The organism is Draconibacterium mangrovi, from assembly GCF_010586825.1.
GTDB classification, from domain to species: Bacteria; Bacteroidota; Bacteroidia; order Bacteroidales; family Prolixibacteraceae; genus Draconibacterium; species Draconibacterium mangrovi.
The window spans coordinates 352,659-377,302 of record NZ_JAAAGB010000004.1 but is presented as its reverse complement, the minus strand read 5'-3'; the positions used below and the strand labels follow the sequence as shown (position 1 = coordinate 377,302).

The following is a 24,644-nucleotide window of genomic DNA, read 5'->3' as shown; positions in this document are numbered from 1 at the left end:
ATAGAGTAGCTTACAAAAGGAGCCGGAAATCATCGGCATTCAGGATATTCATCAGAATTGTTTTCACTTTCAAATATAGCTTCCTGCCCTTGCTCCAAATACAATTAAGCAGTTTTACGCTCCCTGTTTGGTTTACATAGTATTTATTTCTATTTTTATTCGACCTTTTCACCCGGCGACACAGGAAGAAGATTCAAAGCAGTGGAGCGCGCCCCAGGAAAATACGATTTATACAAAATTTAAAAACTTATGCTATAAGCGATGTATGTGTAATACACTTACACATACGTTGGCGGTCATTATAAAAACAAAAATATGAAACTAAATTGCGGACATGTAACGAATTGTGAATTGGACACTATTTGTCCAAAATGTGGTAGGAGTTTTATGAAAAGACCATATGTGCCTTACTTAATATTTTCGTTATTACTGTTGATAATCTATTACTTGCGTCCCTTAAATTTTGTAGACTTACTTTTACCTGTTTTTGGAATTGGAATTTGGTTAATAGTCATATTCATTTTAAGAAATAGACCAAATGAATTAACAAAAGCATTAATGCTCCTAATTCCTTCCATGATTATTACATCAGTATTAATTGATAAAAATGCACCACAATATTTTATGAATATTGAGAAACTATTAATAATAGTGTCAGTATTAATCCTGCTAATACCTATTATTAGTTCAATAAATCTTGGTTTTAAAGATGCCGTATATTTAAACAAATTGAATAAAGGCTCCTTTTGGATTGTTTTGTCTATGATAGTAAGCATAAGTCTGACTTTGTTATACTACTCGTTACCCATAATAATTGGATTAATCAATCATAGCTTTATTAAGGAAGTTTTAAATAAATTATTTTATTATTTAGAAATCATCTACGAATATAGGAGTGCAATTGTAGCAGTAATACTTGGATTAGTATCCATCGTTTCAATCTCTGCTTCATTAATCAAAGAACTAAAAGTAAAACCGTTTATTTTCCCAAATAGCAAATTACATACAGGAGCTTCTCCCTTTGAAATAATAATTAACAGCATAGAGAATTTTTTTAAGATAATTGGTGGAGGAATACTTACTGCGGGTGATTTAGTTAGGCAGATTCTAGTAATTATATTTGAACAAGTTTTTTCTCTTATTAAAGATACAATAATTCGTACTTTACTAATAGTACTTAGGCTGGTTCGAACTTCTATCCTTATTGTTTTATCCTTACTTATTTATAGATTAGTTTACAATATCGTTCTTTTTACAGCAGAACTTTGGATTAGTGAAGACTTCTGGACAACAACCGTTTATGAATGGATATTTTTCTTAATATATTGTATTTTTCTTCCTATAATGTTATGGTTAATGACAATGTTGTCATACCGAAAATGGAAAGAATTTAGTAGCTCACCATTTTCAATTAATACAGCTTTCTCTTCGCTATTTGGCTCAAAAAATGAAGTACTAGTTTCCTACCGAAGTTTAACTATATCAATAATAATGAATTTGTTTTTCTTTTCACTATCTTTTTTAGCAGCGTGGTTGGTCATCAATCCAGTTCATTATTTATTTAAACTTGAGAATCCTTCTCCGATTGGTTTTTTATTCACTTTTTCTATATCAACAATATTAATTTTTGGATTTATTAAACTTATTAGTGCAAATGATTGAGTAAAATAACGAACCGCCAACAAAAGCTATATGTAATGCGGGGTACAGTGGGTAATCCAACCGCAATTCTCCGTTGCAATACCGACCATTCGTCTTTGACGATTTGGCTATAAAAACTAAAATATGAATAAACAAATTGGCTCAGTGGCAGCCTGACTGTGAAGCATTTCAAAGTCCCGCACTCCACATAGCCAAACCGTTATGCCACATTATAAAATAGACCGATTATGAAAAATTCGATAATAGCTGGAATTGTATTAATAGTTATTGGGGGATTAATAACTAAGTACTTTTTTGATGATAAAACAGAACTTAGATATGTTGTGTCTGACAGGATTCCAACAAACCTTTTTGATGGCAATGAAACTGAAAGCATTCAGCAACTTGAACTACTCAATACTGGTGACGTCGAATTACAAAGAATTATTATAAAGATTAACACTAATGTGCTTGATTATTATATTCAAAAAGTAACTTCTTCTGATTCAATTATTGTATCACAGAATAAAAGCACATTGGAAATTTTATACCCACAAATACCACCAGAAGGAAATGTTAAAATAATCTTTAAATCCTCTGGCAATGGAATAACCGTGAACGAATTAGACATAAAACATTCAAAAGGCTCTGCAAAACCAGCATTAGCTTCAAACAATTCAATTGGATTTATTTCTTTGGGTGTACTCTTATTATATCTGATTTTATCAATTTTTGGAATTAGAAAATTAGCAATTGACTCAGTTGCATCAAGAGTTAATTACAAGCCTTATGATGAAATTCTTAGAAAGTCAAAACCGTGGTATGTCCCGATAGATAAATGGAAAAAATTCAGGGAAGATTCAATCAAATATGTTTTTGATAATGACTACTCAATCAATCTAGTTAATTCACTTTGTTATCAAATTTTAAATACAGACAAACAAAAATTTATAACAGATGATGAATGGATTAAACTGAAATTAGCTTCACAAAAAAAAATGAAATTGTCAATCTCCGAAGATATTTACCAAAGCTACAACTGGAAAAGTGATAAGTATCTTTCTCTTAAAAGACCTAAAAACATAGATGAAGATGCGTGGGAAGAAATCATTTCATTGATAAGTCGAGCCTACGTTACGTCATGTATTTTTAATGTGAGTGATTATAGTGATATAGATAAAATATCAGAATTGTTGAATAGCAGAAAGCCTGAAATCATTAATGAGAATGATTGGGAAAAATATACTGCATTTCTACAAAAGTTTAGAAACCTTGAAAAACTAAAACTTCAAAATGAGCTACTAAGAGATGAGTTAAACAATGTATTGTTTGGCACTGAACTAAAAAACAAACCTGATGAATTGTCAACCGACAAATGGGAAAGATTAAAGAGAATCGAAACAGATATCATTAAAAAATCGAAACAAATTGAAAAAGATTTATTTGAATTAGAGAAAATTAAAGCTGAGACTTTGCCCTTAAAAGATAAACTTGATAAACAGTTGAAGATTATTAATGAAGTACTAAATGACTCATCAGCAATTGACAGAATTGAAGATTACTCAAATCCATTTAGTAAAGGGAATTTTGAAAACTTAAAAATGATTGCTCGATTAAACAATAAAAAATAACGTGGCATAACAAATTGTAAATTGCATTGCGGGGTTCTTGGTGTGTCGTACGCTAGATTCTCGCAACATCGTTCCGTCCTGCCGGACAGGAACGCTCTCCGAAATCCGCCCCGACAACATGTACCAACCGTTAACAACAAAAACAACCATTACAAAAATCCAAACTCCCATATTAGCATATCGGAATTGTTCTATTAACTTATTTAAATCAAGAAAGTCCCTGTTCTCAAGCCTTTCAGGAGCTTTTTAACAACTCAAACAATCAGGGTATAACCATTCTACCCGAGGAAATTATTCTTCTACCCTAAGGAATCATAGATATTCCCTATGGGATTACTCCTGTACCCTAGGGAATATCTATTATACCCAGGGGAATTATGTCTTTACCCAAGGGAACCATAGATATTACCTAAGGGATTGTTTCGATTACTTAGGGAATATCTATGAAGGACAAGGGAATTGTCTTTCTTACCAAGGGAATAATCGTGCTCCCCAAAGGGATTGTCTTAATTGACTATTCTTTTGCTAAAGCCGCTTTAACTTCCGCCACAGTTTTGGCGGCATTTCCAACAAAATGTTTTCCGTCGATTTCAAATACCGGGCGTTTCAGAAAAGTGTAATCCCTTAGCAACAGTTTTTTGTAATCGGCATCGGATTTAACGGGATTGGCTTCCAGAGCAGCTTTTAATTTCCGGGCTCGTTTATTTATCAGTGCTTCGTAGCTTTTAGTAAAAGCGTACAGGCTTTCAACCTGTTCCTCTGTGATTGGATCGGTTTTAATATCCTGCTTCTCAAAACTATCGTCAACGTTTATTGCTTTCATTATACGTTTGCAGGTATCGCAGGTGGACAGGTAATATACTTTTCTTTTCATTCCGGTTCTCTTTTGTGCCCGAAAGATAATTATTTGCTGTTGTCTTTCCTGACAGGAAATCCTTTTTTCTATAGCTGAAATGAGCTTTAGCATTACATCTGATGCCAAATTTGGGTAATCCCAATCACATCAAGAAGTATTAAAAATGCCTTTTGCCCTATCGGGCCGATTTTACTTTTTGTCTTGAGACAATAAGTAAACAAAAAACTCAAGGCTGCGCCCGCTTCGCTCGGAAAAGCTACGCAATGCCAGCTAAAATTCCTGAAACTCGTCGTACCTCCTCAAACAACAGTAATTTTTTAACGCCGTCACTGCTTGTTTTCCGGCTCACCTGACGAGGCCAAGCTGCGATGTGGCTGACGCTGCAGCAGTTGAACGGCCTCTTTTGGTCTTTGCCCGAAGTTGAAATAAAGCCTTAATGAGAGCGGGAAGCTCCGAGGGATCGAGGAGATCACCCGTCCGAATTTAGGTTTTATAAAAACGTAGGGTGAAGATCAAAAGGAGCCTTGACTTTTTTGTATCGTTTTTGTGTCAAGACAAAAATGATAGCCTCCGGCAGGAGATTTATGGTGCGAAAAACTAAAACGACTTGAAAAGCGAAAACCTACTTCTCACAACTCACCACCAAAGGCAAATGTTTTCCACCAAAAACATCCTGTTTAAAGTTGGCATAAAACTGAATGTTTTGGAAACCAGCTTTTTCCAGCAGCGTTCTTAAAGCTTCACTTTTTAGGGCCAGTAAAGGTGTTTCGTTCGATACGATTCGGTTGATGGCTTTTATTTCCAGGTCGGTTTGAAAACCGATAAGCTCAGCGTTTTCAATAAAATTATAACGACGAATAAACTTTATATTCTCCGTGTCGATTACCGGTAGTGCATCAACCGGTTCGCTGCAAATGTAGTCGTAGTTCAGTAACTGAATGAGTAATTGTCCGCCGGGTTTTAACACGCATTTGGCACCTTCCAGCATTTGCAAAACAAGTGCTTCGGAGTTGAGGTGCACCAAGGTATTTCCAAAACACAATACGGCATCAAACTGCTGCGCTTTAAAATCCTGCGTCAGTTCCAGCATATTTCCCTGCTGAAAAGTCAGCTTTTCGTGTTTCTTATTGTCAATGGCTTGTTGCAGGAGATCTTCGTTCAGATCAATTCCAATAAGCTCTGCCCCACCTTCAGCCAGCTGAAAGGCCAACTCGCCGGTGGCACAACCAATATCCAGAATATGTTTACCGGGCAACTCACCGAGTTTGTTTTTCACAAACTTCAGTTGCATGGGATTAAACGGAAAAATTTCGGAATAATACTTTGATATGGAGGTGTAGAATATATTTTGTGAATCGTGCATGTGCAAATTTACAAATATTGCTCAACAATACTTTTTACTTCGTCGGCAGAACGTACGCCCATGCCACTCCACTTCAACTCGCCGTCTTTAAACAGCATCAGCGTTGGAATGCTTCGTATCTGGTATTTCGAGGCAATATTCGGGTTGCGGTCAACATCCACTTTTATGATCTTGACATTTTCTTTCAGCTCAGCTTTTACCTGCTTCAGAATGGCCGGCATTTGTTTGCACGGGCCACACCAATCGGCATAAAAGTCGACCAAAACCGGACGTTTGCAATTGATAATATTTTTGAATTTAGCTATCATTCTGTTCTGCTCTTTTTTTGCGCTTCACAATAAAATCGTTTATGGCATCGCCCACAAGGTAGCCAACCGCAGCTCCCCACAAGGTACTCCAGTACCACACCGATTTTATGGGGCAGGTACCGCTTAAACATCCCACATATTTCCAGTAAAGGAAACCTCCCACGGCACCAACTACCAATAAAATAAGGGCCAACTGCTTTTGTTTTATAAACTTCATCTTTTTTACTTCTAACTTTGAAACAGCAACAAACACATTTAGTTTTTAAATAACCATTGAAAAAAATGATTGCAAATAGATTTCACCGAAATCATAACTTTCAGGAAATATAGAGCTCAACGAAAACGGCTACTTTTGGCAGCTTTAGAAAACATTATGTGGGCACTATTTGGATTGGCTTCGGCCTTGTTTCTGGGCATTTACGACATTTTCAAAAAACAATCGCTTAACAGCAATGCTGTTATGCCCGTTTTGTTTTTTTCAACCGTTGCCAGTGCGTTGCTGTTTACCCCTTTTATTCTTATCTCGTTTAAATCGCCCGAACTTTTGGCCAACACCGGTTTGTATGTACCACAACTTACCACTGGCGAACATCTCCAGGTGTTGCTAAAATCGGCCATTGTGGTGTCGAGCTGGGTGCTTGCCTTTTTTGCCTTAAAACACCTGCCTATAACGATTGTGGCTCCTATTAGAGCAACCGGTCCGCTTTGGACGCTAATCGGTGCTCTCATTATTTTTCACGAACGCCTGAATGTTTACCAGTGGATTGGAATTGCCATCACACTGGTATTTTTCTATCTCTTCTCCACCGCCGGAAAAGCAGAAGGCATCCATTTTAAACGCAACAAATGGATCTATTTTATTGTGGCTGCCACACTGCTTGGCGCCTGCAGTGGCCTGTACGATAAATTCATTTTACGCCGAATTGACCGCGTAGCTGTTCAGGCCTGGTTTTCGGTTTACCAGGTGGTAATTTTGCTGCCTTTTGTTTTGCTAAACGAGAAAGTACGAAAACGCAAAAACATCCACTTCGAATGGCGCTGGACGATCCCGCTGATCGGGCTGTTTTTGGTTATTGCCGACTACCTTTATTTTTATGCCCTCAGCAACGAAGATGCTTTGATCTCGGTCATTTCAGCATTGCGCCGAGGAAGTGTTTTGGTAGCTTTTGTAGTTGGCGGTGTGCTGTTTAAAGAACAAAACCTAAAAAAGAAAGGCGCTTACCTTGTGGGTATACTGACGGGGATTCTGCTAATTACTTTGGGAACGGTGTTGTGATATTAGCCACTAGCTTCGAGCCGCTAGCCACTAGCAAGAAGATTGATGGAGATTGATATAAGATTGAGGAGGATTGAAAAACTGATAAGTTGTAAATCCACTTGAACTCCTTCCTCTTTGTGAAACTTTGTGCCTGCTTTGTGAAGCTTTGTGGTAAAAAGATTGATGGAGATTGATATAAGATTGAAGAAGATTGAAAAACTGATAAATTGTAAAATTGTAAATCCCCTTGAACTGCTTCTTCTTTGTGAAACTTTGTGCCTGCTTTGTGAAGCTTTGTGGTAAAAAAGATTGATGAAGATTGATATAAGATTGAAGAAGATTGAAAACTGCGAAACTGATAAATTGTCAAAATACAACAATCTATTTTCTCAGCTAAGCTCTCCGGTTTTGTAACTCGCAGCTCGCAGCTAGTGGCTAGTGGCTAGTCGCTCGTAGCTAAAAACAAAAAAAGCTTCCCGCAAACAGCAGAAAGCCTCTCTCAATATTTTTGTATTCATTAGAATTTAAACGTCAGTCCTACTCCAAACGACTCCATAAACTGTAAAGCAGGCGATGGAGGAAGGGTTTCGTCGTCGCCCTGAATTTTTACATCATTATCGTAAATCAGCTGCGTAATCAGGTTCGCCGACAGGTAATCGTTCACCTTCATAATAATTTTGAATGTCCAGTCGACATCAATATTTTTAGGCTGATCCAGGTAATTCGAGAAAAGATCTACTTTGGTATCCAGAGTGACGTTCTCCCAAATGTCCTTCTTTAACTGCGCTTTCACCGTGGCACCAAGCTCGGCACGCATTGTTTTTCCTTCTTCAACACCAAAAGCACCTTCATCCGACAAATCATCGTCGGTAACAAAAGTGAATTTTCCCGACACAGGAGCCATCATCAACGAAAAGCCATCGGTTTTATAATCCATACCCAAACCAATGCTGAGGTAACCCGGCGCCATAAATTTAGAAATGGCATTGTCGGTATCAGGGTAATCATAACCCGTTGCAAACTGCGATTTAAAATTCAGCAGAGCCGAATAATACCAGTTTTTGCTGGCCTCAATACCCAGTTTCGAACTCATATCGATCATATCATCAGATTTCCTCAATTTCTGGTCCTCTTCCTTTAAAAACCCATAACGAAAATCGAAGGTATTATCCCAGTTCAGCTTGTCCTTTTTGTAATTGGCCGCGTAATTCACCATCACAACTCCCGACATGGAACTTTTTCCTCCGGCCGCCCAGTTGTTTAATGAAACCTGCGAAAAATTAAGTGTTGTACTACCACTTGTTGTCCAAAGGGTATCTTTTGGTTCGTCTTGTGCAAACGCAAATGCAGGTAGTAAAAATAATAGAATCAGTACTTTTTTCATTTCAATATTTGTTTGGTAATTTTTAAATACTCAAGTTAAGGAAAATAGAACAAAGGTTGAATAAAAAAGTTTGTAAACATAAGAATCATTCAACACCTGTCTAGTAATCAACAATGCTATTTCACTGAATTAAGTATTCTTACAATCACCTTGACAAATTCCTTCAATTTTCGTAACTTCTTTCTTTAATCTGATCGGTTGAACTAAAACGGTTGTAAAACCATCCCCGCACTATTTGGCATGAAAGCTTATTTCCAGGGAAAACTTAAGCGCCCAAATAGTTATTATTCCCTGCTTCCCAACACTCAGCTCTATTTAAAAGATAGGTTTTGAGTACTTTCAATCAGTTATCCTCAGGCTTTTTCGAAATAGTATTTAACCACAAAAATCTCATGAAATGAAAAAATTTATCATCATCTTTTTCTTTTTACCGTTCTTTGTTCATGCACAACTATCACCAGAAAATGCTGGTATTGACCTTGAAGCTCTCGCCAAAAACATTGTTAATCAATGTGCCAACATCCAAACGGATGAAATCGTATTTATCAACGGAAATGCCCGGGATATTGAATTGCTTGAAAACATAGCTGTCAATGTTCGTAAAAATGGAGCATTCCCCCTGCTTACTGTTAGTAGCGACCGTTTAACCCGAAAAATGTTTACAGAGGTTCCGGAGAAATATGACACACAGTACCCGAAACTGGGTATGGAAATTGTAAAAATGATAACGACTCAAATAAATGTTACTTCAAGCGATACACCGGGATTGCTTGCCGACATCCCCCCGGAACGTTTTGCAACAAGAAATAAAGCACAAAAACCGGTGCAAGACATTTATCGTGAAAGCTATATCAAGTCTGTGCAACTTGGGAACGGTCTATATCCTACCAAAAACCTGGCTGATCAATTTGAAGTGCCGGTAGACCAGTTGGCAAAAATGTTTTGGGATGGTATTAATATTGATTATAATCAGTTGACCACAATTGGAGAAAAGCTTTCAAAAAAACTGACTTCCGGAAACACACTGAATATAACTCACGATAACGGCACTAATATCAGTGTAAAAATTACAGATTGTAAACCTTTTATCAGCGATGGCAAAGTACCAGCTGATAAATCAGGAAGTGCGAGCAGATCTGTTTATCTGCCGGCTGGCGAAGTATTTTTTGCTCCTGTTTCAGGCACTGCCAACGGAACGCTCGTTTTGGATCATTTTAGGTTTAGGGGTCAAACTATTGAAGGACTAAAATTAGTTTTTAAAGATGGGGAACTAACTTCAATGAGCGCTAAATCTGATATTGCAGTATTAAAGGAATACTATGATGCACAGGACGAAAAGTTAGCTGAATTTTCACTGGTAGATTTTGGGATCAATCCTAAAATAACCGTCCCGAAAGGCAGCAAACTTTACTCTTATGTTCCTGCCGGCACTATAACTTTAGGAATAGGCAATAATTTTTGGGCAAACGGAGATAATGATTCAAATGCAGGAATTCAATTCCACTTGACCGGAAGCAAAGTAACCGTTGATAATACAGCCATTATCGATGAAGGAAAACTTATAGATTAACAGCCTTCTTTCAAATAAATCCATAAATACCCGCCATCAAGGTGGGTATTTATTTTTGCAGCTTTTCCCAATCTATAAAAAGCGATCGCTACTGACTTCTTTATCAACCTGATACTGATTATCAACTAAAAACTTCTTCATCTCACTTGCAAAATAAGGCGCAAGCATCACTCCTTTTGTTCCCAGGCCGTTAAATAAATAAACGTGATCAAACTCCGGATGTTTTCCCAAAACAGGTCGCCGGTCGATAACTGTTGGCCGCACGCCTGCCCAATGCGCTTCAACCGTAAAATCAACCTGAATAAGCTCTTTTAAACGATCGATAATTGAGTTTTTGCCCTCTTCTGTTGGATGATCTGTAAGGTCTTTCCACTCGTAAGTTGAGCCAACTTTAAAACGATGATCGCCAATTGGCAGCACAAATACGCGGCGGTTGATAATGTAGTTTTCCGAAAGACCGGGCGCATAAATCTGCAGCACCTCCCCTTTTGCCGGCTGTAATCTTACAAAATCAAATAGCGGATGTGTTTTCAGGTAATGGCCCTCGCAGAACACAATTTTATCAAACTGAATATCCTGGAAAATGTGATTTTCAAAACTGCTTTGGGTTGCCGGAAAATCATCCTCTATTAGCATCTCATTTTCCTGAAAGTAACGTTTTGCTGCATCCAGAAAAAGACCGGTTTTTAAATAGCCCGATCCTTTTACAATTCCATAGGCATGTGAGGCAAAAACATGATCAACCGGACTGGTTTCATTTATTTTCTCAATAAACGGCGCAAATTTCTCGTCGGCTTTTCGTTCCTGCCAAAGCTCTGTTTCCTGCTCCGAGAGCGGTTTTATCATGGGCATGTCGAAATAAAAACGTTCCCCCAGCAATTCTTCCAGATCGCGATAACGTTTTTTCATAAGCGGCAGCAAATCGTCTACCATCCAGCTTTTAGTCATGCGTTTAAAAACCAGCGGATTTACCATACCAGCCGCTAAGCGTGTTGCAGTGCTTTTCTGCGGGTTGTTAACAATACAAACATCCACTCCGGCAACATGCAACTCAAAAGCCAGCAAGGTACCTGCCAAACCCTGCCCCACAATCAATACCTCTTTTCGTTTCATTGTATCCGAATCTTTTTGGCAGCCTCTTCTACTTCTTCAACCGGCAATTCGCACGAACCGTTTTTACATACATATATCAAATCGGCAGTATGGTTAAAACGATCTTTCAACAGTGGCACCTTGCTCTCCTTCTCGGTGAATGCCCAAAGCACATGCGGATGAAATCCTTTTTGCAATTTCTTAAGCTGCAAGCGGGAATTGATACCACAAACAGCAACCTCGAAATAAGGTGCTGAAAGTTTTAACACCAGAGTTCCCCAATTGGCGTAAGCCATCGGATAACTTGCAAAATGTGGCGTAATGTATAGCAACATTTTCTTTGCAATTTCCAGATATTCGGGTTTTCCATGTACTAAATACAAACGGTGCAGGATGTTTGCCATTACCGAATTAGCAGCCGGAATAACGTTATCTTCTTTCTGAAAATGGTTGGTGATTACCGCATCGGTATTATATCGGTTGAAATAGAATAGTTGCTTTTCTGCATCAAAAAAATAATTGAAAACATATTCCATTATTTTATCACTCCATACCAGCCATTTATCATCTCCGGTAAGCTCGTACAGTGCCAGATAGGCCTCAATCAACAAAGCATAATCCTCCAGAAACCCATCGATAGATGTGATGCCATTTTTCCAGCTGTGGTAAAGCTGACCATCTTGTTTTATGAGGTTATTTTGAATGAAATCAGCATTTTTTAATGCCAGTCTTAAAAAGTCATCGTTGCCAAAAGCTTTGTAAGCGTCAGCAAGTCCTTTTAGCATCAATGCATTCCACGATGTTAGCGTTTTATCATCCAATCCGGGACGTATACGTTTGCTTCGCGCTTTTAACAAAGCATATTTCCATTTGCCAACTTTTACCTGTAGTTCGTGCAAACTCAGCTCATGGTTTTCGGCAAATTCTTCATTTGAAATATCGCGAAGGAGAATGTAATTGTTATGCTCCCAAAATCCTTTACCAATTATGTTATAATATTCTTCAACCAATGGGAATTCATCGCCCAGAATTTCCTGAAGCTCCTCTTTTTTCCACACATAAAACTTTCCTTCTTCGCCTTCGCTGTCGGCATCCAGCGACGAATAAAAAGCGCCGCTTTCGTCCATCAGTTCCCGCTCTACAAAAGCAATCGTTTCGTAAACGACAGTTTTAAATTCCTCATTTTTAAAATGCTGATATGCTTTTGAATAAACACTGATGAGCTGCCCGTTATCGTACAACATTTTCTCGAAATGCGGTACTTTCCAAATTTCATCCACCGCGTAACGTGCAAAACCACCGCCCACCTGATCGTAAATACCTCCGCGAGCCATTTTCAGTAATGTAGTTTCTACAAAATCGAGCACGGCTTCATCTGAATTCATAAAACCGTAGTAGAGCAAAAAATCGAGATTTACCGGCATCGGGAATTTCGGAGCACCTGCTCTTCCGCCTTCTTCGTAATCGAAGTGTTTTTTCCAGCCATCAACACCGTTTTGCAACAATTCGTTGCTATATGCCACCTCTGTCTCCACCTCGGGCATTAACGAAACCTGATGAATTCCCTGCTGCAAACGGGTGGCGAACTCTTCCGCCTTATCTTGTTTTCCCCGGTAAAATGCAGCGATTGTCTTCAGGTTCTCCACCCATGTTTCTTTTGGGAAGTATGTGCCACCCCAGATTGGCCTTCCATCAGGCAAAGCAATTACATTTAAAGGCCAGCCGCCCTGCTGCCCCATCAACTGAACGGCACTCATATAATAATGATCCACATCGGGGCGCTCTTCTCGATCAACTTTAATACAAACGAAATTTTCATTCATCACTGCAGCCACTTTTTCATCCACAAAACTTTCGTGTTCCATTACGTGGCACCAGTGGCAGGCAGCATAGCCAATACTTACCAAAACAAGTTTGTTTTCGGCTTTTGCCTTAGCAATGAGTTCTTCGCTCCAGACCTCCCAGTTTACAGGATTATAAGCATGCTGCAAAAGATATGGCGAAGTGGCATTTATGAGCGCATTGGTATGTGGCATATCAAAATAATTGTTTTTAACCAAGCTGTTTTCAGCCTGATTCTGTTCTGAAACCATTGTACTCAGAAGAACAACAAAACAGGAAATTGGTTTCGGGCGCTGTGTTATTTGACCACCTGCCATGACAAAGGTCATTTTGATTTTTTAAATGACAGCTACTTTTGTAGCTACAAATCCACCTAAGAGATTAGGACACAACATCAAACAAAAAACAAAAATCCCGGACTGGACGCCGGGATTTTTTTATGCCGTAAGTTTTCTGTGATATCTTGTGAATGAAATTAACTACATCACAAAATGAAGTTTCACGCAGATTACACTAATTTTCGCAGATTTTCTAAAATACTTCTGTTTTTCATCTGCGTAATTCCGCGATATCTGCGTGCAAATAAAATTGAAAGAATTACCGATAATTATTTTTTAAATGCAATTCACCTCACGCACCAACATAACTCCGAATTTTTCGTCTACAGAATTACAAATTTCTTCAGAAAGTGCATAAATCTCTTTTCCGGTGGCGTTGCCATAATTCACCAAAACCAATGCCTGTTGTTCGTGAACACCGGCATCGCCAATACGTTTGCCCTTCCATCCAGCCTGTTCAATGAGCCAGCCGGCAGCCAGTTTAATTTTGCCTTCTCCTCCAGGGTAAAATGGAACCTCAGGGTATTTCGATTTTATTTGCTCAGCCAGAACAACATCCACCACTGGGTTTTTAAAGAAACTACCTGCATTACCCAATTCTTTTACATCGGGTAATTTAGAAGAGCGTATTTCAATAACCGCCTCGCGTATATTGTGAAGATTTACATCTCCTTTTTCTTTTACTTTTTCTTCCAGCTGACCGTAACCCAGGTTAAATTCGGGGAATTTATCCATTCGCATAATTACCGAAGTGATGATAAAACGGTTTTTCAGGTAACTTTTAAAAACACTGTTGCGGTAGGCAAAACCGCATTCAGTAGCCGGATACTCCACTGCACAGCCTTTTTCCAGGTCAAAACCTTTTACTTTTTCAATCAAACGGCACACTTCCTGTCCGTAGGCACCAATATTTTGTACAGGTGCAGCCCCCACTTTCCCGGGTATCAACGATAGATTTTCAGCGCCCCCCAAACCCTGATTAACGACAAATTCTACAAATTCGTCCCAAATTTCGCCGGCACCAACTTCAAACCATTCATGATTGCGGTCTTCCCAAACCGAATTCATTCCGGGCACATTCGGATGAATTACCAGGCCGTCGAAATCATTCATAAACAAAATATTGCTGCCCTCACCTAAAACGATCAACTTCTCTTCTTTCCAGCTTTTATTGGAATTCAGAAAAACCTGCAGGTCTTCCAGTTCGGTAAATTCGAAATAATATTTTGCTTTGGCCTCGATGCCAAATGTATTGTGTGCCTTTAGCGAATGATTTTCTGAAAAGCGGATCATAGAATAAATTTTGCGCAAAGATAAAAGCTCCGTTGATTAATGAGGAAGGATTAAGGATTAATTTGCCTGCAATGCTTTAATGCGAGAATGCTTAAATTACAAAATTGCTAAACTGATAAATTGTAAAATTGTATGCAACGAACGCCTCCAACTTATACCCGCTTTTGCCAATTGCATTTTGCCAACTGCCTATTAAACCACTTAACATCAGTCCTGCCATTCTCTGTGAACCTCTGAGTCTTCTCTGGGCAACTCTGTGGTAAAACATTGTGAAAGAAGATTGATTCCACTACAAGAATCTTCCGACTTCGCGCCTCCTGCTTCCTACTTTTTCTATCTTTACATCAAATTCATTTCATTCACTTGAAGCGCAAAAAGCATATAATTGTTTCGGTTACAAACGACCTGGTTGCCGATAACCGGGTGCACAAAGTTTGTACTTCATTAGAAGAAATGGGATTCAGTGTTTTGCTGGTTGGCCGAAAATTAAAAGACAGTCAGCCGCTCACCCGAAGCTACCGGACTCACCGAATGCGTTTGTGTTTTACCAAAGGCGCTTGTTTTTACGCTGAATACAATTTCCGTCTGTTTCTGTTTCTAATTTTTCGGAAAGCTGATGTTTTGCTGGCGAACGACCTGGATGCGTTGACAGCGAACTATCTGGTTTCAAAAATTAAACGATCGGCATTGGTTTATGATAGCCACGAGTATTTTACCGAGGTTCCTGAATTAATTGGCCGCCCCCGTGTAAAGCGGATTTGGGAGTGGCTGGAAAGTAAAATGCTGCCAAATTTAAAACATTGTTATACCGTTTGCGATTCCATTGCTGCTGTGTACCATGAAAAATATGGCGTACCATTTCAGGTAGTCAGAAATATTCCTACTTCAAAAAATACGATTCAGCTTAACGAAAAAGAAAATCAGCAAAAAATCATTCTTTACCAGGGAGCTGTAAACATTGGCCGCGGGCTGGAACAAGCTATTAAAGCCATGCATTTTATCGGTGGAGCTCAACTTGTAATTGCCGGCGATGGCGATATAAAAGGCCAACTAGAAGAGTTGGTTCGCACCGAACAACTTGAAGATAAAGTTCGTTTTACGGGTCGTCTTTCCATTGAAGAACTGACAAAACTTACACCAACTGCCGATCTGGGATTATCGATAGAAGAGGACCTGGGTCTGAATTACCGTTTCGCCCTGCCCAATAAACTGTTCGATTACATCAGGGCCGGAGTTCCGGTGTTGATTAGCGATTTACCGGAAATGAAAGCAGTTGTTGAAAAATACGATATTGGTGCTATCAGTAAGTCGCACGACTCGAAGGATTTGGCAAATGCGATTAATGAAGCTTTGAATAATTCGGACAAACGAAAAAACTGGAAAACCAACCTTGTTCAGGCATCAAAAGATCTTACCTGGGAAAATGAAGCGAAAGTTTTGAAAGGTATTTTTGCTGAATTTCTTTAGGCATTTCATACGACTACACATGGTCATTGTTTTACCCCCGGCCCCTAAAGGGGAGCTGGGCAAGTCCACTTTAGGGGATTTAGGGGTCAATAAAAAATTTGAATATTCTATACCACAAGATTCGATCGCTTAATACGATTATTCACTTTTATCATGAAGTACAGGATGACATTCCTAAAGCAAGAAAACAGAGTTTTTAATCAAACTAAACATTTTTCTCCAACAGATTTTCAAACTCCAATTCGTCAGTATTTTTTGCCGAATCGTTTAATTTTCCATTTACACAAACCAGCGTTCGCGCAGGCTTTTTGGCTATTGCGGCATAATCGTGCGTTGCCATCAAAATGGTTTTTCCATCGTTGTTTAACTGGATAAACAAATCCAGAATATCTTCCGAAGTTTCGGGATCGAGGTTACCGGTGGGCTCATCAGCCAAAATAATATCAGCATAATTCAAAATGGCGCGTGCGATAACAACACGCTGCTGCTCGCCCCCACTTAGCTGATGCGGCATTTTTTCCTTTTTATGCAACATTCCAACGCGCTCCAACACTTCGTCAACGCGGTTTTCAATTTCCAGCTTGTTTTTCCATCCGGTGGCCTTTAACACAAAAGCCAGGTTAGCATACACATTCCGGTCGGTAAGCAAACGGAAATCCTGAAAAACAACGCCAAGCCGTCTTCTCAAATGAGGAATATTACGTTTTTTCAGTCCTACGAGGTCAAAATCCAACACAGTCCCCGAGCCAAATTCCAAGGGCAATTCAGCGTTCAGTGTTTTTATCAGGCTGGTTTTTCCTGTTCCCACTTTTCCAACCACATAGATAAATTCACCTTCCTTCACCTCTACATCAACCCCCGAAAGCACCAGGTTATCGTACTGGTAAATGCTGGCATCCAGCAACTTTATGACTGTTTTTTTGTCCATAAAAAATGTGTTACAACTAAAATAGTTCGAAATTTCTTACCCACATATATAATAAAGGAAAGAAATAAACAGTTTTTTGTTAAGAATTACAAGCATTAACGACAGTTTAGCATACAGGGAATAACTATTTTAGTTGGTCAATTTTAAAAAGTAAGCCAGCTAATGGTTTTAAACAATTTATTCATTTCAAACAAAGCGAATAAAGCATGAGAACAATACAAATTTTGTTATCTCTTTTTATCATTATTGGTTCTTTTCAGCAAGTCGGAGCGCAGGAAACGGCTTATTTTGATGATGTAAGAAAGGATATCGACATCGCAAAAGAACTCTACAACAAAGGAAAATACATTTCAACTTACCGGCAATTTGAGAAAATTCAGAAACGTGTTGAGCCCAAATCGGAACTGTATTCAGAAGCCGAATATTTCAAAGCTGTTTCGGCACTTCACGCCGGTTACCGATCGGGCGACAAGCTGATCCGCACGTTTGTTGAAACCTATCCTGATAGTCCGTACATGAACAGTGCGCAATTTAACCTTGGTAAAAACCAGTTTGAAAAACGGCAATATTCTTTGGCCATTCGCACTTTTGCAAAAGTAGACCGCAGCGACCTTTCGGACAATGAACGCATTGAATTGCAATACCAGAATGGATTTGCCAACCTCGAAGAAGGAAACACCGATGTGGCCTACCGCGAATTTATGGCCATCCGGAACACCAATAATTTGTACAGCAAACCGGCCACCTACTACTGTGCGCACATTTTGTACTTAAGAGAGGATTACGATGCGGCACTTGAAGCTTTTAGGGCGCTGAACAACGACCCGTCGTATTCGCCGGTAATTCCATTGTATGTCAGCCATGTCTACTACAAACAAAAGAAATACAACGAGGTGGTAAACTACACCACAACCATTATCGATGATGTGCAGGAAGAGCACCAAACCGAGTTGGCAAAAATTGTTGGCGATTCGTATTTTCATTTAGGCCAATACGAAAACGCCATTCCTTACCTCGAGAGATATTTTAAAACATCGGGGACAAAAACACGCGAAGAAAATTACATTCTTGGATTTTGTTACTACCATACCAATAAATTTACCGAAGCAGCCGAATTGTTACAAAAAGCGGCTACCGGCGAAGATGAAATGACACAAAACGCCTACTATCATCTGGCCGATTGTTTCATAAAACTGGACGACAAGGAAAAGGCAAAAACAGCCTATAATGCGGCTTCGGAATTCGATTTCAACCCGGACATTAAAGAAGACGCTTTGTTCAGTTACGCCAAATTAACCTACGAGCTTTCTTACTCTCCGTTTAACGAAACCATAAAAGCTTTCGACCGCTACATTGCGGAATATCCAAACTCTCCAAAAAATGCCGAAGCCTACGAAATTCTGGGCGAGGTATACATGGTTACCAAAAACTACAAAGACGCTATTGAGTCGATTGAGAAAATACAAAACAAAACGCCCCATATTTTAGAAGCTTACCAGCGCGTAACATTTTACCGTGGTTTGGAGCTTTTCAATAATCTGATGTACAACGAGGCGATCGAAAATTTCGACCTGTCGCTGGCCAATGGAAACTACAGTAAAGAAATAAAAGCGCGGGCACTGTACTGGAAATCGGAAGCCTTATACCGTGTGGGCGATTACAACAATTCTATCGCGTCGTACAACCAGTTCGCACGAAGTTCTGCTTCCACAAACGATGCCGAGGTTTTAAATGCCGACTACAACATGGGCTATGCTTATCTGAAAACCGATAATAAAGAAGCGGCACACCAACATTTCCGACAGTACGTGGAAAAAATGCAGGGCAAACGAACACCAAAAATTGCCGACGCATACAACCGTATTGGCGACTATTATTTCCTGAATACAAATTATGCGCAGGCCATCGATAATTACGAGCGTGCCTATAACATAAAAATGCTGGAAGCCGATTATGCGCTGTTACAAATTGCATTTTGCCAGGGGCTACAGCGTAAACAGCAAGACAAGATCAACAACCTGAACCTGTTGTTACGCGAATTTCCGGAGTCGGATTACTACGATGACGCCTTGTATGAACTTGGGCGTGCGAACGAAAGACTGGGCAACAATTTCGAGGCCGTTCGCCAGTATCAGGAGATCGTTGAAAACCATCCTAACAGTAATTATTATCGTAATGCACTGTTGCAACTGGGATTGGTAAATTACAACAACGGCGACTTTAACAAAGCGCTGAGCCAGTACAAAGAAGTAGCCGAAAACTACAAAGGTACACCCGAGGCCAATTCAGCTTTGCAAGGCATAAAAAACTGCTACGTGGAACTGAATAATGTGGATGCTTATTTTGCCTACGTAAAACGTTTGGGCGGTGATGTTAGTGTTAGTGCATCGGAACAGGATCAGTTAACTTACTCGGCTGCAGAACGTGTTTATATGGCAGGAAATGATGATGCTGATATCCAGCTTCAACAATACCTGAATCAATTTCCAAACGGAGCTTACGCTGCCAATGCACATTTCTATCTGGCAGAAATAAAATACAAAGAAGGCAGTTACGGGGAAGCCAATTCACACTACTCGTTTGTAGCCAACCAACCCGATAATATTTTTACAGAACAGGCACTTGCACGTGCATCGGAGCTGACATATAATGCCGGCGACTACGATACTGCGCTTGATCTGTTTAACCGTCTGGAAGAAAAATCAACCGGAAAATGGAATTCGCTTCGTGCCAACACCGGCCAAATGCGTTGCCAGTTGATCAATCAAAATTATCAGGCGGTAATTGTAGCAGCCGAAAAAGTAAACAAATCAGACGTAGCCAACGAAGCGCTGAAAAAGGAAACGGATTATGCCATTGGAAAATCGAACTACGAACTGGGCAATTTAAGTTCGGCAATTAGTCCGTTACGCGATGTGGCAAAAGACACCAAACTGGAACAGGGTGCTGAAGCCAAATACCTGTTGGCAGAAATTTATTACCGCGACAATAACAGAGCAAAAGCCGAGGAAGAGATTGTTGATTTTATAGATAAAGGAACGCCATACACTTACTGGCTGGGTAAAGCCTTTTTGTTGCTGGCCAGCATTTACGAAGATGGCGGCGATCAGTTTCAGGCAAAACATACGTTAAAAAGCCTTGCTGAAAATTATAACGACGACAACGACGGAATAAAAGCCGAAGCGCAGCAACGCCTTGATGTTATTCTGGCAAAAGAAGCACAGGAACAACAAAACGCAGTTGACAGCTCGTTCCAAATGGAAATTAAACAAAACTAAAAATGCACAACATGTTTAAAACAGCACGATATATTTTCACACTTATATTACTTGGTACTGCCGTTTTTGTACAGGCGCAACAAGACACCACGCTTACGAAGGAGGTTGAGGTTACAAAAGCCTACAAACCCACACTTTCTGATGCCAACAAACTAAACAGCATGCCAACAATTGATGAAACGGAACACCAGAAACCAACCTTTAACTACAACATTAACAGCAAACCTGTTTTTAGCACGTTTTCGGTGAATCCGTTAAAAGCAGCCATTGTTGAGACATCGAAGAATGAGGACAACGGTTACGGTTTGGTACGCGCCGGTTTGGGAACAACTTTCCGCCCGTATGGCGAGGTTTTCTTTAACAACCAAAACTCAAGAAATTCGTTGTTTGGAATTCATGCCATGCACCTTTCGTCGTTTGACGATATTGAACTGGAAGGCGGCAATAAAGTGGATGCTCCGTTTATGAAGAACGAGGTCGATCTGTTTGTAAAACACCTGGTTCAGGACAATGTACTTTCGGTGAACCTGGATTTTAAACACGATGCATTTAATTACTACGGTTACCCGTTAACAGCCGTTCCTGATCCTTTGCTCGAAGACGGTCAGACCATTAATTATTTCGATACCAAACAGTCGTTTGCTAAGGGCGGCATTAACATTGGGCTGAAAAACCCGACTGCCGAATACGACGATGCCACCATTGGTTTTGATTTTACCTACCATTATTTTGGAACAAAAACCGATCAGCGCGAACATTACGCCAGTTTTGTATTGGATGTGCAGCAACCAATGGTTACCGGCGTTGGACTGCTCGAAGGTGGCATTTTATACACTCAGGCCAGCGATATTTTCCTACAGGCTGACTCAACAACCGGCAACCGTTCGCAGATTATCATACACGCCAAACCGGCCTGGTTTGTTGGCGACGAAACAGCAAACATTACCCTGGGAGTAAACACCTGGTTTGTTATGGTTTCCGACGAAGATACCGAAGCTAAAATTTCGCCTAATATCCGCGCCAACTGGGCACCGGTTCCGGAGCTGATAAATCTTTATGCCGGTATTGATGGCGATTACGTTAGCAATTACTATTCAAAAATAGCCTACGAAAATCCATTTGTAGATCCGGAGCACGATGTAATGAATTCGTTCCAAAAGTTTCGTTTTTATGGTGGTTTTGATGGTAAGTTCTCGAAAAAGACCAACTTTAAAATTTCGGCAGAATATGCTATAATCGACAACCAACCGTTTTACTACCTGAGCGAAGCATTATATCTCGATCCGGCATACAATCCTGCCCTATCGATTGTCGACAATACATTTGATGTACTCTATGGAAATATGAACCGACTAAAACTTAATGCGGAAATATTTCACGCCTCGTCAGACAATGTTGACTTGACAGCTTCAGTGAATTATTACAACTATCAAACTGAAGAGCAAACTTTTGCGTATCCTAGTAACTTCACACTTCCTAAGGAAAATACAGAAGCGTGGAATATGCCAACCTGGGACGCAAACTTAAACATTGGTTACAAAGTAAACGACCAATTAAGTTTGTCGGCTGATATCTTTTTAATGGGTGAAAGGAAAGCATTGATCATTAATGACGACACATTTAATGGAAATGGTGTAAGGATAGACAAAAACAACCTGGAAACAGCTTTCGATCTAAACGTAAAAGGCAACTACCAGATCACCAATCAATTTTCGGTGTTTGCACAACTCAACAACTTTGGTTTTCAAAAATATCAACGCTGGTTCGGATACCCGGTACAAAGCTTTAATATGCTGGCCGGTATAAGCTATTCGTTCTAAACAATACTAACAACTCAATTCGGTAAAAGGGAGGCAAAAGCTTCCCTTTTTTCGTTGGAGTCACTTGAAAATCAATAGCGAAATCTGGATCAAGATTTAAACACTCACCCTGATTGCGCCTGCGACACAATCGTCCCTCTCTACGCGTAGAGAGGGAATGAGGGAGAGTTAGATTCAACTTACTTTACTCTCATCAATGCTGGTAATTTTCCAGAAAAATGAATGTAATTAACGAAAAAACCAGACTCAATTTAACCGTTTTTTCTACTCAATTTTCTCCGAAATAAAAACCGGCTGCTTCACCCTGATTTTGAGGTTAATATTTTGTTGAAAAATAAGGTCTTTTAACACATTAAAAACAGCACATTTCTGCCTATTTTTTATATATTTGTGGCGTGATTATCAGATCATTTTTAGAACAAGATAAGAGCTTAAAAATCAACTAGTTTTCTTCGAAAAGTTTTAAAGAATTTTTTGCGGGGGAAACTATTTTATTTTAGAGGATTTAATTTTAACAAACAGAGATGAGCGAAATTGAAAAAAATGAAGTCCAAAGCAATGGCAACGGAAACTACGGAGCAGATAGTATCCAGGTGCTTGAAGGTTTGGAAGCAGTAAGAAAAAGGCCGTCGATGTACATTGGCGACACCAACGAAAAAGGGTTACACCATTTGGTATACGAAGTGGTTGATAACTCGATCGACGAAGCATTGGCCGGTTACTGTAACAACATTGAAGTTATTATTCATGAAAATAATTCCATCACTGTAAAAGATGATGGACGCGGTATTCCTACCGAAAGACATACAAAAGAAAATAAATCGGCGCTGGAAGTTGTTATGACCGTTTTACACGCCGGTGGTAAATTCGATAAAGATTCGTACAAAGTTTCAGGTGGTTTGCACGGTGTAGGTGTTTCGTGTGTGAACGCACTTTCTACCTACCTGAAAGCAGAAGTGCACCGCGACGGAAAAATTTATGTACAGGAATACGCTATTGGGAAACCACAGGGCGATGTTCAGGTTATTGGTACAACCGACAAAACAGGTACTCAGGTTACATTCCAGCCTGATGCCAGTATCTTCCTTTCCACCGTATATAAATATGAAATTCTGGCGGCCCGTTTACGCGAGCTGGCTTTCCTCAATGCAGGAATCAAATTAAGAATTATCGATGAGCGTGTGACGGAAGAAGATGGCTCATTCAAATCGGAAGATTATTTTTCGGAAGAAGGATTAAAAGAGTTTGTTGAATACCTTGATGGTACTCGTGAAAAACTAATTGACGATGTGGTTCACATAACCACCGAGAAAAATGGTATTCCGGTAGAAATCGCTTTGCAATACAACACTTCTTTCTCTGAGAATATTCACTCTTACGTGAATAACATTAACACCATTGAAGGAGGAACGCATTTAACCGGTTTCCGCAGAGGTTTAACCAGAACTTTGAAAAACTATGCTGACCAAAGCGGAATGCTCCAAAAACTGAAATTTGACATCAGTGGAGACGATTTCCGTGAAGGATTGACCGGAATTATTTCGGTTAAGGTTCAGGAGCCACAGTTTGAAGGTCAGACGAAAACCAAATTAGGTAACTCTGAAGTGAGTTTATCCGTTGACCAGGCAACCAGTGAAGCCTTACAAAACTACCTGGAAGAAAATCCAAAAGCAGCCAAGCAGATTGTTAGCAAAGTAATTCTTGCAGCTCAAGCTCGTCATGCGGCACGTAAAGCACGTGAGATGGTGCAACGTAAAAACGCACTTTCGGGTGGAGGTTTGCCGGGTAAACTGAGCGACTGTTCGGAAAAAGATCCTGCTCAATGTGAGGTATTCCTTGTCGAGGGAGACTCGGCAGGTGGTACGGCAAAACAAGGTCGCGACCGCAGAACTCAAGCTATTCTGCCATTGCGTGGTAAGATTTTGAACGTGGAAAAAGCCATGCAACATAAAATCTTCGAAAACGAGGAGATCAAAAATATATTTACAGCATTGGGTGTAACCATTGGTACTGATGAAGATTCAAAAGCACTCAATATGGAAAAATTAAGGTATCACAAGATTGTGATCATGACCGATGCCGACGTTGACGGTAGTCACATTGCAACGCTTATTATGACCTTCTTTTTCCGCTATATGAATGATCTGATTAAAAGAGGTCACCTTTATATTGCAGCTCCACCACTTTTCCTTATAAAAAAAGGAAAGAGAGAAGCATATGCATGGTCAGAGAAACAACGTCTGCAACTCATTGAAGAATGGGCCGACGGTAACGAAAGTGCTGTTCACACGCAGCGTTACAAAGGTTTGGGAGAGATGAATGCCGAGCAACTTTGGTCAACTACCATGAATCCTGAGCAACGTACGTTACAGCAGGTAACCATTGAAAATGCTGCTGAAGCTGACCATATTTTCTCTATGCTTATGGGCGACGATGTACCGCCTCGCCGTAAGTTTATTGAAGACCACGCTACCTACGCAAATATCGACGCGTAATTCGTTTGAACAACAAATAGCACGGCGAGTTACGATTCGGAATGCTATTAATAAAATACTGTGTTAAAATCCGGGATCAT

The 24,644-nt window shown here is 39.7% G+C and carries 17 protein-coding genes; 8 read left to right on the top strand and 9 right to left on the bottom strand.

Annotated elements, in window-relative coordinates; translation table 11 throughout:
* The first annotated feature begins 387 nt into the window (after positions 1–387).
* On the top strand, positions 388–1,662 hold the full coding sequence (locus tag G4420_RS13155; RefSeq protein ID WP_163324148.1) for a hypothetical protein: 1,275 nt from the start codon (positions 388–390) through the stop codon (positions 1,660–1,662).
* A gap of 227 nt (positions 1,663–1,889) precedes the next feature.
* Positions 1,890–3,272 carry a hypothetical protein gene (locus tag G4420_RS13150; protein WP_163324146.1) on the top strand — a complete coding sequence of 461 codons (1,383 nt, stop codon included), beginning with the start codon at positions 1,890–1,892 and terminating at the stop codon, positions 3,270–3,272.
* Positions 3,273–3,786: 514 nt separating this feature from the next.
* Here G4420_RS13150 and G4420_RS13145 read toward each other — a convergent pair.
* From G4420_RS13145 to G4420_RS13130, 4 genes are all read right to left on the bottom strand, one after another.
* On the bottom strand, positions 3,787–4,146 hold the full coding sequence (locus tag G4420_RS13145; protein WP_163324144.1) for an arsenate reductase family protein: 360 nt from the start codon (positions 4,144–4,146) through the stop codon (positions 3,787–3,789).
* A 604-nt stretch (positions 4,147–4,750) separates the two neighbouring features.
* A complete protein-coding gene (locus G4420_RS13140) occupies positions 4,751–5,491 on the bottom strand; it encodes a class I SAM-dependent methyltransferase (RefSeq protein WP_262888328.1) in 741 nt (246 codons plus the stop codon).
* Between the two features lie 8 nt (positions 5,492–5,499).
* Positions 5,500–5,799: a thioredoxin gene (gene trxA, locus G4420_RS13135; protein ID WP_045033125.1), complete on the bottom strand. Its 300-nt coding sequence runs from the start codon at positions 5,797–5,799 to the stop codon at positions 5,500–5,502.
* Positions 5,789–6,016 carry a DUF6132 family protein gene (locus tag G4420_RS13130; RefSeq protein ID WP_163324141.1) on the bottom strand — a complete coding sequence of 76 codons (228 nt, stop codon included), beginning with the start codon at positions 6,014–6,016 and terminating at the stop codon, positions 5,789–5,791. The genes trxA and G4420_RS13130 overlap by 11 nt, the downstream gene beginning before the upstream one ends.
* 135 nt (positions 6,017–6,151) lie before the next feature.
* Between G4420_RS13130 and G4420_RS13125 the strand changes: the two genes are divergently transcribed.
* Complete coding sequence (locus G4420_RS13125; RefSeq protein ID WP_246241630.1) at positions 6,152–7,075, top strand: EamA family transporter; 924 nt, start codon at positions 6,152–6,154, stop codon at positions 7,073–7,075.
* A gap of 499 nt (positions 7,076–7,574) precedes the next feature.
* On the opposite strand, the gene G4420_RS13120 is transcribed toward G4420_RS13125, so the two are convergent.
* Positions 7,575–8,441, bottom strand: a complete 867-nt coding sequence (locus G4420_RS13120; RefSeq protein WP_163324139.1) for a DUF3078 domain-containing protein — start codon at positions 8,439–8,441, stop codon at positions 7,575–7,577.
* A 397-nt stretch (positions 8,442–8,838) separates the two neighbouring features.
* On the opposite strand from G4420_RS13120, the gene G4420_RS13115 reads away from it, so the two are divergent.
* Complete coding sequence (locus tag G4420_RS13115; RefSeq protein WP_163324138.1) at positions 8,839–10,011, top strand: aminopeptidase; 1,173 nt, start codon at positions 8,839–8,841, stop codon at positions 10,009–10,011.
* 72 nt (positions 10,012–10,083) lie between these two features.
* On the opposite strand, the gene G4420_RS13110 is transcribed toward G4420_RS13115, so the two are convergent.
* The 3 genes from G4420_RS13110 to murB all read right to left on the bottom strand — a co-directional run bounded on the left by G4420_RS13110 (position 10,084) and on the right by murB (position 14,576).
* Complete coding sequence (locus G4420_RS13110) at positions 10,084–11,124, bottom strand: NAD(P)/FAD-dependent oxidoreductase (RefSeq protein ID WP_163324132.1); 1,041 nt, start codon at positions 11,122–11,124, stop codon at positions 10,084–10,086.
* A complete protein-coding gene (locus G4420_RS13105; RefSeq protein WP_204273682.1) occupies positions 11,121–13,262 on the bottom strand; it encodes a thioredoxin domain-containing protein in 2,142 nt (713 codons plus the stop codon). The genes G4420_RS13110 and G4420_RS13105 overlap by 4 nt, the downstream gene beginning before the upstream one ends.
* Before the next feature lie 297 nt (positions 13,263–13,559).
* Complete coding sequence (murB, locus tag G4420_RS13100) at positions 13,560–14,576, bottom strand: UDP-N-acetylmuramate dehydrogenase (RefSeq protein ID WP_204273681.1); 1,017 nt, start codon at positions 14,574–14,576, stop codon at positions 13,560–13,562.
* Between the two features lie 363 nt (positions 14,577–14,939).
* Here murB and G4420_RS13095 point away from each other — a divergent pair, with 363 nt between their 5' ends.
* A complete protein-coding gene (locus G4420_RS13095) occupies positions 14,940–16,043 on the top strand; it encodes a glycosyltransferase (protein WP_163324130.1) in 1,104 nt (367 codons plus the stop codon).
* Positions 16,044–16,248: 205 nt separating this feature from the next.
* On the opposite strand, the gene G4420_RS13090 is transcribed toward G4420_RS13095, so the two are convergent.
* Positions 16,249–16,971, bottom strand: a complete 723-nt coding sequence (locus G4420_RS13090) for a cell division ATP-binding protein FtsE (RefSeq protein WP_045033134.1) — start codon at positions 16,969–16,971, stop codon at positions 16,249–16,251.
* Positions 16,972–17,177: 206 nt separating this feature from the next.
* Here G4420_RS13090 and G4420_RS13085 point away from each other — a divergent pair, with 206 nt between their 5' ends.
* The 3 genes from G4420_RS13085 (at position 17,178) to gyrB (ending at position 24,564) form a co-directional block, all read left to right on the top strand.
* Positions 17,178–20,249 carry a tetratricopeptide repeat protein gene (locus G4420_RS13085; RefSeq protein ID WP_163324128.1) on the top strand — a complete coding sequence of 1,024 codons (3,072 nt, stop codon included), beginning with the start codon at positions 17,178–17,180 and terminating at the stop codon, positions 20,247–20,249.
* Positions 20,250–20,260: 11 nt separating this feature from the next.
* A complete protein-coding gene (locus G4420_RS13080) occupies positions 20,261–22,069 on the top strand; it encodes a TonB-dependent receptor (protein ID WP_163324126.1) in 1,809 nt (602 codons plus the stop codon).
* A gap of 524 nt (positions 22,070–22,593) precedes the next feature.
* The gene (gene gyrB, locus G4420_RS13075; RefSeq protein WP_163324124.1) at positions 22,594–24,564 is read left to right on the top strand and encodes a DNA topoisomerase (ATP-hydrolyzing) subunit B; all 1,971 of its coding nucleotides are present in this window, start codon (positions 22,594–22,596) and stop codon (positions 24,562–24,564) included.
* The last annotated feature ends 80 nt before the right edge of the window (positions 24,565–24,644 follow it).